Source organism: Ochrobactrum quorumnocens, from assembly GCF_002278035.1.
In the GTDB taxonomy this organism is placed as follows: domain Bacteria; phylum Pseudomonadota; class Alphaproteobacteria; order Rhizobiales; family Rhizobiaceae; genus Brucella; species Brucella quorumnocens.
In genome coordinates this window covers 278,754-291,836 of sequence record NZ_CP022604.1, presented here as the reverse complement: position 1 = coordinate 291,836, position 13,083 = coordinate 278,754, and the positions used below count along the sequence as shown (strand labels likewise).

Below are 13,083 nucleotides of genomic sequence, written 5' to 3'. Positions count from 1 at the left end.
AGGTCGCGGGAACAACATATCATGCGAAGCGCTGGCAGCAATGTCGCCGTTGATGCATGCTTGAAATGTGGAGGCAGAGCGTATGGTGCTCAGCAACAATCCCAGTTTCAGCAATCTCAAGGTCGATGGTGATCGCCTGTGGGACAGCTTGATGGATATGGCCAAAATTGGCCCTGGTATTCGTGGCGGCAATAACCGCCAGACGCTGACCGATGAAGACAGCGAAGGCCGCCAACTTTTCCAGTCGTGGTGTGAAAAAGCCGGACTGTCGATGACCGTCGACACGATGGGCAACATGTTTTTCCTTCGCCCCGGCGAAGATGCGGATGCTGATCCGGTCTATATGGGCAGCCATCTCGACACGCAGCCGACAGGCGGCAAATATGACGGCGTGCTCGGTGTGCTGGGCGGACTTGAAGTCATGCGCACATTGAACGACACCAATATCAAGACAAAGCGTCCTATCGTGGTGGTCAACTGGACCAACGAAGAAGGTACACGTTTTGCGCCTGCAATGCTGGCATCCGGCGTTTTTGCCGGCGTGCATGAGCAGGACTGGGCCTATGAGCGCACCGACTCCAAAGGCAAGAAATTCATTGATGAGCTGGAACGCATTGGCTGGAAGGGTGATGAGCCGGTCGGCAAGCGCAAGATCCACTCGATGTTCGAGCTCCACATCGAACAAGGCCCGATCCTCGAAATTGAAAACAAGGATATTGGCGTTGTCACCCATGGCCAGGGGCTGTGGTGGCTGCAGGTTACACTGACCGGCAAAGAAGCGCATACCGGCTCGACGCCGATGAAGATGCGCAAAAATGCAAGCGTGGGCTTGGGTAAGATGCTGCAACTCGTCAACGAGATTGCCATGTCACATCAGCCGGATGCCGTGGGCGGCGTAGGCCATATCGAAGTTTCGCCGAACTCACGCAATGTGTTGCCGGGTCAGATCGTCTTCACCGTCGATTTCCGCTCTCCGAACCAGAAAACACTCGATGCCATGAAAGAGCGTTTTGAGGCCGAAGCGCCTAAGATCGCAAAGGAACTGGGCATCGGTATCGAGATCGAAGTGGCCGGACATTTCGATCCTGTCACATTCGACGAAGGTTGCGTCACCGCCATCCGCAATGCAGCCGAACGGCTTGGTTACAGCCATCGCAATATCGTTTCGGGTGCTGGACACGATGCCTGCTGGATCAATCGTGTAGCGCCAACTGCCATGGTTATGTGTCCATGTGTGGATGGCCTGAGCCATAATGAAGACGAGGAAATTTCAAAGGAGTGGGCATCGGCTGGCGCTGATGTGCTTCTTCATGCCGTATTGGAGACTGCTGAAATTGTGAGTTAGCATTCGTTCCATCCAATACTGCTTAATGTTCGAAACAAAACCAAAAAGGGGAACGCGAACATGGTAAGTTCTGGGGCCAGTAAAGTGATCAAGGGCGGCACAGTTATTACTGCCGACCGCACCTTTAAAGCCGACGTTCTCATCGAAGGCGAGAAGATTGTTGCCGTGGGTGATAATCTGACCGGCGATGAAACCATTGACGCTTCGGGCTGTTACATCATGCCCGGCGGCATCGATCCGCATACGCATTTGCAGATGCCCTTTATGGGCACCTATTCATCCGACGATTTCGATACCGGCACCGCAGCCGCGCTTGCTGGCGGCACGACGATGGTCGTTGATTTCGTGCTGCCTGGACCGGAAGGCAATCTGCTCGATGCGTTGCAGGAGTGGTTCCAGAAGGCAGGCAAGGCCCGCACCGACTATTCATTTCACATGGCAATTACCGGCTGGAGCGAACGCGCCTTCAATGAAATGCCGGAAGTGGTGAAACGCGGCATCAATACTTTCAAGCACTTCATGGCCTATAAGGGCGCCTTGATGGTCAATGATGACGAGATGTTCGCATCGTTCCAGCGCTGCGCCGAACTTGGCGCTATGCCGCTCGTCCATGCTGAGAACGGCGATATCGTTGCACAATTGCAGGCAAAGCTGCTGGCCGCTGGTAATGACGGACCGGAAGCACATGCCTATTCGCGCCCGCCGGAAGTGGAAGGGGAAGCCACTAACCGCGCCATCGTGATCGCCGATCAGGCGGGTGTGCCGCTTTACGTGGTGCATGTCTCCTGCGAGCAGAGCCATGAAGCGATCCGCCGTGCGCGTCAGAAAGGGATGCGCGTTTTTGGTGAACCACTGATCCAGCACCTGACACTGGATGAGAGCGAGTATCATAATCGCGATTGGGATTATGCCGCGCGCCGCGTGATGTCGCCGCCGTTCCGCGACAAGCTCAATCAGGATAGCCTCTGGGCAGGCTTAGCTGCAGGCAGTCTGCAATGTGTTGCAACCGATCATTGCGCCTTCACCTCCGAGCAGAAGCGTCATGGCATTGGTAATTTCACCAAGATTCCAAATGGTACAGGCGGGCTTGAAGAAAGGCTTCCTGTGCTGTGGACACGTGGCGTTCGCACCGGCCGTCTCACGCCCAATGAGTTCGTGGCTGTCACCTCCACCAACATCGCGAAGATTCTCAACATCTATCCGCGAAAGGGTGCGATCCTGCCGGGTGCTGATGCCGATCTCATCATCTGGGACCCGGAAGCGACTAAAAAGGTCTCGGCCAAGACGCAACATTCATCCATTGATTACAATGTCTTCGAAGGTTTTGAGCTGAAAGGCCTGCCGGTCAAGACGTTCTCGCGCGGTCGCCTTGCTTTCGACAAGGGGCATGTAACAGCACAACCGGGCGATGGCCGTTTTGTTGAACGCGAACCAAATGGTGCGGTGAACAAGGCATTGTCGCAGTGGAAGGAAATCGTTGCGCCACGCAAGGTGGAACGCAGCGCCGAACATATGCCGATAGGGGTCTGATACATGGCTCCAGCTCAGCTTCGGGAAATACGCATGAATTCGAATGATAGCGTGGCCCCGAAGAGGGGCTTGGATGATGCGCAGACGGTGATTAACGTCGAGGATCTCTCCTTGGTGTTCGAGACCAATGATGGTCCGGTTCATGCACTGTCCAACATTAATCTCACGATTAAGCGCGGCGAGTTTGTTTCCTTCATCGGCCCGTCGGGTTGCGGCAAGACCACGCTGATGCGTGTGGTGGCCGATCTTGAACAGCCAACCTCTGGCATTGTAACCGTCAACGGCAAGACGCCAGAGCAGGCGCGGCTGGATCGCTCATACGGATATGTCTTTCAGGCAGCCGCTTTGTTTCCATGGCGCACCATTGAAAACAATATCAGCCTGCCGCTTGAGGTGATGGGATATAGTGCCGCCGAGCGCAAAGCGCTGATCGAAAAGAACCTGGCACTGGTCAATCTCACCGGTTTTGAAAAGAAGTTTCCATGGCAGCTTTCAGGCGGCATGCAGCAGCGGGCATCGATAGCACGTGCGCTGTCGTTTGACCCGGACATGCTGTTGATGGACGAGCCTTTCGGCGCGCTGGATGAGATCGTTCGCGATCACCTCAACGAACAGCTTCTCAAGCTCTGGGCCGCAACGCAGAAGACAGTCATCTTCGTAACGCATTCCATTCCTGAAGCTGTGTTTCTGTCCACCAAAATTGTCGTCATGAGCCCGCGTCCGGGCCGCATTCATGAAATCATCGACTGCGATCTTGGTCCTGATCGGACGCTTGATATCCGTGAATCGGAAGCGTTTTTGAAGATAGCCCATCGCGTGCGCGAAGGCCTGCGGCTGGGGCATATCCATGAGTAAATCAGGGGGCATGAGTAAACGGCGGGGGCATAAATCAGGTGAAGGGGGGCGGCAAACATGAAAGCCCTTTTTCACGACAAATTTGTACCGGTTACGGCGGTTCTCGCCATCATCATCGGGCTTTGGTATCTGCTTGCGGTCTTTCTCAATGCGCCGTTTGAACGCGATCAGGCGGAGCGCGCCGGGACCGAGATTACATTCTCGACAATCGTTGCCAACACGATGCATCAGGACCGCCCTGTCCTTCCTGCCCCGCATCAGGTGGCCGAAGAAATCTGGAAAACCGTCTTTGATGTTAAGCCGAGTTCCAAGCGCAGTTTGGTCTATCATGGCTGGGTAACGCTTTCGTCGACCTTGCTTGGCTTCGTGCTGGGATCGGCGCTTGGCGTATTGCTGGCGGTCGGCATCGTGCATTCGCGCACGCTCGACAAAAGCCTGATGCCGTGGATCATCACCTCCCAGACGATCCCCATTCTCGCCATCGCACCGATGATTATCGTGGTTTTGAACGCCATCGGCATATCGGGGCTTTTGCCAAAAGCCATCATATCGACTTACCTTTCCTTCTTTCCCGTGGCCGTGGGCATGGTGAAAGGTCTGCGATCCCCCGATGTCATGCATCTTGATCTGATGCGGACCTACAACGCGTCACAGAATCAAGTTTTCTGGAAACTGCGCTGGCCCGCTGCCATGCCCTTCCTGTTCACATCCATGCAGATCGCCGTCGCCATCAGCCTTGTGGGCGCTATCGTCGGCGAATTGCCAACGGGCGCAGTCGCGGGCCTTGGCGCACGTTTGCTTGCCGGTTCTTATTACGGGCAGACCGTTCAGATATGGGCAGCACTTATTGCAGCCGCGATCATGGCCGGAGTGCTTGTGGCCCTCGTCGGGTTTGTCGCAAGCGTCGTCAATCGACGCATGGGTGCAAAGCCAGAAAGGGCGGTAACATGACGAATGTCATAATCATCATCGCGCTGATTGCCGTCTCATGGGCGATTGTCGGTTGGGTCGCAAGCCTGAAATCCCGCAATCCCCGCAGCCAGAAATTGCTGGACATCGCGGTCCCTGCCCTGTTCGGCCTTGCAATGCTGCTCCTTTGGGAAGTCACTGTGCGGTTGTTTGCCGTGCCGCAGGTGCTTTTGCCCGCACCATCGGTTATATGGGCGCGGATAACCAGTTCCATCCCAATCCTGTGGGCCGACTTTCAGCAGACATTTCTTAAAGCTGTTATCATTGGCTATGTTGCGGGCTGCGGTCTGGGCTTCATCACCGCCATCATCGCTGACCGTGTGCCATTCCTGCGAAAAGGGTTGCTGCCGCTCGGCAATCTCGCTGCTGCCCTCCCCATCGTCGGCGTTGCGCCCATTATGGTGATGTGGTTCGGCTTCGACTGGCAGTCGAAAGCAGCCGTCGTCATCATCATGACCTTCTTCCCGATGCTGGTAAACACCGTTGCGGGGCTTGCTGCGAGCGGTTCGATGGAACGCGACCTGATGGAAACCTATGGCTCAAACTACTGGCAGACACTCGTCAAACTGCGCCTGCCTGCAGCCATGCCTTTCATCTTCAATGCGCTCAAAATCAACTCCACACTGGCGCTGATCGGCGCGATTGTCGCCGAGTTTTTCGGCACGCCGATTGTCGGTATGGGCTTCCGCATATCGGCTGAAATAGGCCGCATGAATGTGGATATGGTCTGGGCCGAAATCTTTGTAGCCGCTCTTGCAGGGTCGCTCTCTTATGGGCTGATCGCAATGATTGAGCGCAAAATGACATTCTGGCACCCTTCGTACAGGAGGGCTTAAGCCTGAATATTTGGCATCTACAAAAATAAGGTAGAGCCTTAACCAGAGGAGAACTGAAATGAAAAAGGCAATTTCTTTATGCCTTGGAACAGCCGGACTGGCGCTCGCGCTTATGAGTAGCTCGGCAATGGCAGCGGACAAGCTGACCTTGCAGCTCAAGTGGGTCACACAGGGGCAATTTGCGGGCTATTACGTTGCCAAGGACAAAGGCTTCTACGAAGCCGAAAATTTAGACGTGGACATCAAGCCGGGTGGCCCGGACGTTGCTCCGCCACAAGTGATTGCTGGCGGCGGCGCGGACGTGGTGGTGGACTGGATGCCTTCGGCACTCGCAACCCGCGAAAAAGGTGTGGCGCTCGTCAATATCGCACAGCCTTTTAAGAAATCCGGTATGATGCTGACCTGCCGCAAGGACACCAACATTACCAAGCCGGAGGACTTCAAGGGCCGCACGCTTGGCGTTTGGTTTGGTGGCAATGAATATCCGTTCCTGTCATGGATGAGCCATCTGAAAATTCCGACCGAAGGCGGCAAGGATGGCGTGACCGTCCTCAAACAGGGCTTCAATGTCGATCCGCTGATCCAGAAGCAGGCCGACTGCATTTCTACCATGACCTATAACGAATATTGGCAGGTGATCGATGCCGGGATTCCTGCCGACCAGCTCGTCGTGTTCCCTTATGAAGAACAGGGCGTGGCAACGCTGGAAGACGGGCTATATGTGCTTGATAAGAGCCTTGATGATCCTGCAATGGTCGACAAGCTCGCCCGCTTTGTCCGCGCTTCGATGAAGGGCTGGCAGTATGCATCAGAAAACCCTGCTGAGGCGGCCGAAATCATTCTCGAAAATGATGCTTCGGGCGCTCAGACTCAGGAAGTTCAGGAGCGGATGATCAAGGAAATCGGCAAGCTGATCGACGGTTCAGACGGCACGCTGGACGTGGCAGCAGCAGACCGCACGGTCGAGACACTACTCGGTGGCGGTTCCGATCCTGTGATTACCAAAAAGCCGGAAGGCGCATGGACCTCCAAGATCACGGATGCGATGAAGAAGTAACAAAGTGCATAACAAAGAACCCCGGAAGATTGCTCTTCCGGGGTTTTTTCTTTTTGCAAAGTTTACTTCAGCTTTTCTTCCAGTGCGACTGCCCTGACCAGCTCGCGCTCAAGCCGCGCTTCTTCCTCAACTCTTGGCTTGGTGAACCGACCAAGAAGAAGATAGGCGACCGGCGTCACAAACAAGGTTGCTATCGTGGCAAGACCCAAGCCGCCCACAATCACCCAGCCAAGCGCCACACGGGCTTCAGCGCCAGCGCCACTTGCCAGAATCAACGGCACACCACCCAAAACCGAACAGATCATGGTCATACAGACCGGACGCAGGCGGATATTTGCCGCCTCTTCAATGGCCTGTCGAACATTCATGCCCTTGTCGCGTAACTGATCGGCAAATTCGACAATCAGAATACCGTTCTTGGCCATGATGCCGACCAGCAGCACAAGGCCGATCTGGCTGTACACATTCAGCGTCGTGCCAGTGAGGATCATCGCGAAGACCGCACAACCAAGACCCAACGGCACGGTTGCCATAACGATCAGCGCACTCACAAAGCTTTCAAACTGTGCCGCCAGAACCAGCAGGATAATGATGATGGCAAAGCCAAATACCAGTGCAATGCCCGTCGAGGTTTCGCTCAGTGTCGAGGCTTCGGCAAGGGGGATGATATGCGCGCCGGGTGGCAATAGCGGAAGGGCTATTTCCAGTGCGGCAGCATAGGCGTCGCCCAAGGCGAAATCGCTGCGCAGGTCACTTGTAATCGCTATAGAACGCTGTCGTTCTTCGCGGTTGAGCTGTGGTGGAACCGCTTTTTCGACCACCGTTGCGATGGAAGACATTGGCACATAACGACCATCTGTCGTCTTCAGGAAGACGTTTTCCAGATCGGTTGGATCGTTGATCGGGTTGGTTGTCGATACAAGCTTCACATCGAAACTTCTGTCGCCAACATAGACCGAACCGATTTTACGACCATCAAGGACAGCCTGAACCGCATTGGCGAGACCGGTGATATCAATGCCCAGATCAGATGCACGCTCACGGTTGATCTCGACAGAAAGCTGCGGCTGTGTCGGTTCGACAGACAAACGCGGCTGCACAAAACGAGGATCTTTTTCGAGCGCTGAAACGATAGCGTCAGTGGCAGGACGCAGTTTCGCATAATCCTGACCGAGCACAGCAAACTGCAAGCCATTGCCTGCACCGCGAATACCCAGACTGTTGGGCTGCGCCGTGAAAATACGCACAGCCGTAATCCCGCGTGTACGCGCAGTGATATCAGCCATGATTTCCTGCTGTGAGCGGCTGCGCTCTTTCCACGGTGCCAGCGTCAGAACCATAAAGCCGTTGTTTGACGAACCGCCTGACCCGGCAATGCCATAAGTGGTCAGGATTTCGCCGCTATCGCGCAAGGGCTGGATAGCCGTTTCGATCTTCTCAAGCTGCGACTGAAGAAACTCGACACTGATGCCCTGTGGCCCATTGATGCGCAACACTGCAACGGCGCGATCTTCCGTCGGTGTCAGCTCCTGTCGCAACATGCCAAAGCCGACATAGGAAGCACCGGCAAAAAGCACTGCAACCAGAACGACAATGAACGGTGCGGAGAGACAGGCATGCAGGCTCTTGCGATAGAAGTTCGCCAACCCACTGCCAATCCGACGCAAAAACTTTGGACCATGACCGCCACCCTCAGAGGCTTCAACACCTTCTTTAAGGAACCGCGATGCCAGCATCGGACACAAAGTCAGCGCAACAATCGATGACAGCAAAATAGCAATTGCCAGCACGAAACCGAATTCGCGGAACAGACCGCCAGCCTGACCGGGTAGGAAGGAAATTGGTACAAACACAGCCACAAGTGTCAGTGTCGTTGCAATAACAGCGAAGAATACTTCCTGTGTGCCAAGGACTGCAGCAGCACGCGGACCCATGCCCTGATTGCGTCGTCGCACGATATTTTCGAGCACAACGATCGCATCATCCACCACAAGGCCGGTGGCCAGCACCAATGCCAGCAAGGTGAGAATATTGACCGAGAAACCGCTCAGATAGATCGCCGCAATTGTGCCGATCAATGCCACAGGCATGGCCAGAGCAGGAATAAGCGTTGCACGGATATCCCACAAGAACATGAAGATGATGACGACAACGATGATGACCGAGGCAATCAGCGCAATTTCAACTTCGTGGATAGCACCGTTAATAAAGCTCGCGTCGTCACTGGTCACTGTCACATCGACGCCGGGCGGCAATGTGTTTTTCAGATTGGCGACTGCTGCCCGAATACCTTCCGAAATATCAAGCGTGTTCGACTGCGCCTGACGCACGATGCCAAGACCAATGGCTGTCTTGCCGTTCGACCGGACAGCCGAACTTTCAATATCCGGACCCAGTGTTACCGTCGCAACATCGCGGATCTGCGTGCGCCCTTTAACATAGACACTTTCGAAGTCTTCTGGCCGTTCAAGATTGGCCGTGGCACGAACCACAATCGACTGATCGGAACTACGCAACGAGCCCGCTGGCGCATCAAGGCCCATGGACGAAAGTGCGCTGGAAATATCCGCGATGGTCAACCCGTAGCTTGCCAAGCGCGCCTGATTGATATCGATACGGAAAATCTTGTCGCGATCACCATTGATCTGCACATCGGCGACACCGGGAACAGCCGAGAGAACATCCTGGATCTGATCTTCAACCAACACCGTCATATCGTCGACCGCCATTGTGTCGGACGTTACAGCGAGGCGCATGACCGGATCGGCATTGGAATCGGCCTTGATGATGCGCGAAGGATCAGCTTCCTCAGGCACATCGTTTGCCACACGTGAAATGGCGTCACGCATATCGGCTGCAGCGACATTAAGATCAACGCCGTCGTTGAACTCAACCGTGACACGGCTGCGCTCAAAAGAAGACGACGACGAAATGGATTTCACGCCCGATACGCGGGCAACGGCATTTTCAAGCACCTGTGTCAGCTGACGGTCAATGGTTTCAGCCGAAGCGCCACTGAAATCGGTGCTGATGGTAACGACTGGCCGGTCCACATCCGGCAGCTCCCGGATGTCGACACCGGTAAAGGCCGCAAGGCCCGCAACGATGATCAAAACATTGATGACGAAGGCAAAGACCGGGCGCCGAATGAACAGCGCTGTCGATCCACCGGTATTGCCCGAAGGCGAATTAGGATTGCTCACGCTTTATCCTCACCCTGCAACGCGGCTTTTGGCGGAAGGATCAATGCGGGCGGTGCCCTGCTCATCCTGCAAACGGACCGGTGCATCATCGCGCACAGTCTGCACGCCTTGCGTAACGATCATGTCGCCTTCCTTAACTGCACCGTCGATCAATATGTTGGTCGAATTGCGCTGTACGATGCGCGCAGCAACCTTCTTCGCGACGCCTTCTTCCACGCGCCAGACGTAAGAGCCGTCAGCACCCCACTGGATAGCCAGCGGATCAACGGAAGGATAATTATCTCCCGGGAACAAAACAGTCACCGAGAACGACATGCCAGCACGCAAGCGGTCCTGATCGTTGTTGATCTCGGCACGAACATGCAACGTACGGCTGGCTTCATCGAGCATATTATCAACAGCGTTGATTTCACCCTTATGCGTCACGCCGGGAAATGCTGTGGATTCGGCTGTCAGCGGCTGACCAACTTTGATCTGTGGCGCAAAACGTTCCGGCACCCAGATGTCGATCAGTACCTTGGAGCGATCATCAATGCGGGCGATTGAAGTTTGTGCCGTGACATAGTTCCCGGCATTAACCGGCAAGATACCAACAACACCGGAAATCGGTGCGCGTACCGTGCGGCGGCTCAGTGCGAGCTGTGCATCTTCCAATACAAGCTTGGCGTTGGACAAAGCCAGATCAGCTTCAACTTCCTGCACCACCGTTGCCGTATTCGTGGCCCGCAAACGTACGATGCGCTGGCGGGTGGTTTCCGCATCTTTCAGCGCGATCTGCGCCTTGCTGACCGCAATGGTCTCGGTTTCATTATCCAGCACTGCAATCGGATCACCAGCCTTGATGGAATCGCCTGCTTTCACAAGCAGCTCATCCATATAACCGCTCGAATAAGGCGTGACTGAAACTGTGCTCAGCGCGCGTGCGGAACCAATGGCTGTGAGGCGACTGTTGATCGTCTCCTCGCCTGCCGGTTCAACAACAACCAGCGGAGCACCGCGTCCTGAGGCTGATCCATGCGTCTGCTGTCCGGGAGCTGCGCCTGATGCCGTTTGCGCCGAAGAGTCCTTGTTTTTATAGATGTACCAACCGCCACTGGCGGCAATAATAACAAGCAGGCACAGAACAATCTGCTTCCAAGACTTCATTCAACTCTCCGGCAGGGCCTTATCGAATGCCTCGACAAGCCGCTGATTCAAACCATTCATATTCACGTTGGGCGCAGGATAAGCTGCAAACAGTATCAAAATAATGATCGCCCCAATAGATTGCACCGAAAGTGCCGCCATTGAAGCATCACAGATTTCCCTTTTTGCGAGTTTGCACGTCGCGATTCAGCACGTCGAGTTAAATTTCGGTAATGCTGGCAAAGGAGTGGGCTACAGCATTTCTGGATTAAGTTGAATCATTAGAAATGCGTTTCACTTTTTGTGTTACGCACATCTTGTTCCGAAAATCGGCGCCCACTTTTCGGGATATGCTCTCAGTTGTTTCAATCAAAAACGACAAAGTCCGTTGGAATTATCGTGTGCCACCATATATAGAAGACGATATTTATATGTATCGCATTGTGATGAGCTTTCTGGATAAGGCACGGCTGCATTGCAGCCACACAGCCTGTCGGTTTGGATTTGACGTATGGCGGCTGTTGAAAAAACCATGGATACGGGTGGGGTCGTTGCCGATGCAGCTGCGCAGCATTCCGCTGTGGCATCTCCCAAAGACGATAAGATGTCGCCTATCCATTTCACGCGTCTTCGCTGGCGAAACCGGCTTTCAAGCAAGCTCCTTATCCTAACCGCTCTTGCCGTTCTTATCGCTGAAGTTCTGATCTTCGTGCCTTCCATCGCCAATATGCGTGTGCGTTGGATGAGTTCACGCCTCGACACCGTAGATGCTGTGAGCGAAGTGCTTATTGCGAGCGGCAACATCAATATTCCACGCGAGGTTCAGGATAAGGTTCTGCTCGCAACCGGTACCAAAGCAATTGCGTTGCGTGAAGCCGGTGCATCCCATCTTCTGGCAATGAGCGAAATGCCGGGCACGATCGATCAGGTGGTCGATCTCAATAATATCAGTGAAGCCGCTGCCATCTGGGATGCATTTGGAACGCTCTTTAATGGCGGCAATCGCACGTTGCGCGTTTATGGATCGAACCCGCCATCGGCCAATCCGGGACGGATTATCGAAATCGTCACATCGGACGCCCCGCTGCGCCATGCCATGCTGAGTTACGCGACCAATGTAGCGATCATCTCTCTGCTTATCTCGGTTATAGCCGCGAGCCTTATCTATCTGATCATTCATGAGATGCTGCTGCGTCCTGTGCGCCTTATGCATCGCAATATGATTGATTTTGCCTCGGCACCCGACAATCCAACCCGGATTCTCGTGCCTGAAAACCGCAAGGATGAATTCGGTATAGCGCAACGACAGATCGCACACATCCAGAGCGATTTGCAGCGCACCCTGAAAGAACAGAAACATCTGGCCGATCTCGGCCTCGCTGTTTCCAAGATCAATCATGATATGCGCAACATTCTGGCATCGGCGCAGCTCATGTCAGATCGACTGGCCGACACTCAGGACCCGATGGTGCAGCGCTTCGCGCCAAAGCTCATCCACACGTTGAGCCGCGCCATCAATTACTCTGAAAGCGTTATGGCCTATGGCCGCTCGCAAGAGGCCCCACCTGCCCCGCGCCGCGTACAACTGAGCACCGTCATTCTTGATGTGCAGGAAACGCTCAATCTGAAAACGGAGAGCGGTATCGAGTTCGAAAATCTCATCCCCATTGATTTCGAACTGAATGTCGATTCCGAACAGCTGTTCCGTGTATTGCACAATCTGTGCCGCAACTCTGTTCAGGCCATGGAGCGTGATCGGCGTAGCGATGTGTCTACCGTCAAGCGCCTCACGCTATCTGCAGGTAGAATCGGGACCACAACAATTATCGGCGTCGAAGACACTGGCCCTGGCCTGCCGCAGAAAGCACGCGATAATCTCTTTACTGCGTTTAAGGGCTCTACACGCAGCGACGGCACAGGCCTCGGCTTGGCGATTGCACAAGAGCTGGTGCGCGCGCATGGCGGCACGATCGAACTGCGTGAAGATCGGCCCATCGGCGCGCATTTCGAGATTCGTCTTCCTGACCTGCCGAATTGGAATGACAAGCGAAACAGCCAATCTGAAAGCGAAGTGGCCTGATTTTTACGGTGCACTCAAAAAATGCTCATAAAAAACAGAGCGTTGATACAGCTGATTCCTGTTTGCGACTGCCTTAAAACGAG

At 54.5% G+C, this 13,083-nt stretch carries 10 protein-coding genes; 7 read left to right on the top strand and 3 right to left on the bottom strand.

The features are described from left to right. Nucleotides 1-82 precede the first annotated feature (82 nt). Genes CES85_RS10815 through CES85_RS10790 form a run of 6 tightly spaced genes read left to right on the top strand, consistent with a single transcriptional unit; the run spans nucleotide 83 to nucleotide 6,592 of the window. Nucleotides 83-1,345 carry a Zn-dependent hydrolase gene (locus CES85_RS10815; protein ID WP_095445999.1) on the top strand — a complete coding sequence of 421 codons (1,263 nt, stop codon included), beginning with the start codon at nucleotides 83-85 and terminating at the stop codon, nucleotides 1,343-1,345. A 60-nt stretch (nucleotides 1,346-1,405) separates the two neighbouring features. Beyond that, entirely contained in the window at nucleotides 1,406-2,875 is a 1,470-nt protein-coding gene (gene hydA, locus CES85_RS10810) for a dihydropyrimidinase (RefSeq protein WP_095445998.1), read from the top strand. 33 nt (nucleotides 2,876-2,908) lie between these two features. Beyond that, nucleotides 2,909-3,730, top strand: a complete 822-nt coding sequence (locus CES85_RS10805; RefSeq protein WP_095445997.1) for an ABC transporter ATP-binding protein — start codon at nucleotides 2,909-2,911, stop codon at nucleotides 3,728-3,730. Between the two features lie 57 nt (nucleotides 3,731-3,787). Continuing rightward, the gene (locus CES85_RS10800) at nucleotides 3,788-4,681 is read left to right on the top strand and encodes an ABC transporter permease (RefSeq protein ID WP_095445996.1); all 894 of its coding nucleotides are present in this window, start codon (nucleotides 3,788-3,790) and stop codon (nucleotides 4,679-4,681) included. After that, nucleotides 4,678-5,535, top strand: coding sequence for an ABC transporter permease (locus CES85_RS10795; protein ID WP_095445995.1), 858 nt, complete (start codon nucleotides 4,678-4,680; stop codon nucleotides 5,533-5,535). Before CES85_RS10800 ends, CES85_RS10795 begins: the two co-directional genes overlap by 4 nt. A 58-nt stretch (nucleotides 5,536-5,593) precedes the next feature. Next, nucleotides 5,594-6,592, top strand: coding sequence for an ABC transporter substrate-binding protein (locus tag CES85_RS10790; protein WP_095445994.1), 999 nt, complete (start codon nucleotides 5,594-5,596; stop codon nucleotides 6,590-6,592). A 62-nt stretch (nucleotides 6,593-6,654) separates the two neighbouring features. Here CES85_RS10790 and CES85_RS10785 read toward each other — a convergent pair whose 3' ends face one another. Genes CES85_RS10785 through CES85_RS27140 form a run of 3 tightly spaced genes read right to left on the bottom strand, consistent with a single transcriptional unit; the run spans nucleotide 6,655 to nucleotide 11,082 of the window. Then, nucleotides 6,655-9,795 carry an efflux RND transporter permease subunit gene (locus CES85_RS10785; protein ID WP_095445993.1) on the bottom strand — a complete coding sequence of 1,047 codons (3,141 nt, stop codon included), beginning with the start codon at nucleotides 9,793-9,795 and terminating at the stop codon, nucleotides 6,655-6,657. 9 nt (nucleotides 9,796-9,804) lie between these two features. Next, a complete protein-coding gene (locus CES85_RS10780) occupies nucleotides 9,805-10,941 on the bottom strand; it encodes an efflux RND transporter periplasmic adaptor subunit (RefSeq protein WP_095445992.1) in 1,137 nt (378 codons plus the stop codon). After that, nucleotides 10,942-11,082 carry a hypothetical protein gene (locus CES85_RS27140; RefSeq protein ID WP_157743452.1) on the bottom strand — a complete coding sequence of 47 codons (141 nt, stop codon included), beginning with the start codon at nucleotides 11,080-11,082 and terminating at the stop codon, nucleotides 10,942-10,944. It lies immediately after the preceding gene. A gap of 349 nt (nucleotides 11,083-11,431) precedes the next feature. On the opposite strand from CES85_RS27140, the gene CES85_RS10775 reads away from it, so the two are divergent. After that, a complete protein-coding gene (locus tag CES85_RS10775) occupies nucleotides 11,432-13,000 on the top strand; it encodes a sensor histidine kinase (protein ID WP_095445991.1) in 1,569 nt (522 codons plus the stop codon). The last annotated feature ends 83 nt before the right edge of the window (nucleotides 13,001-13,083 follow it).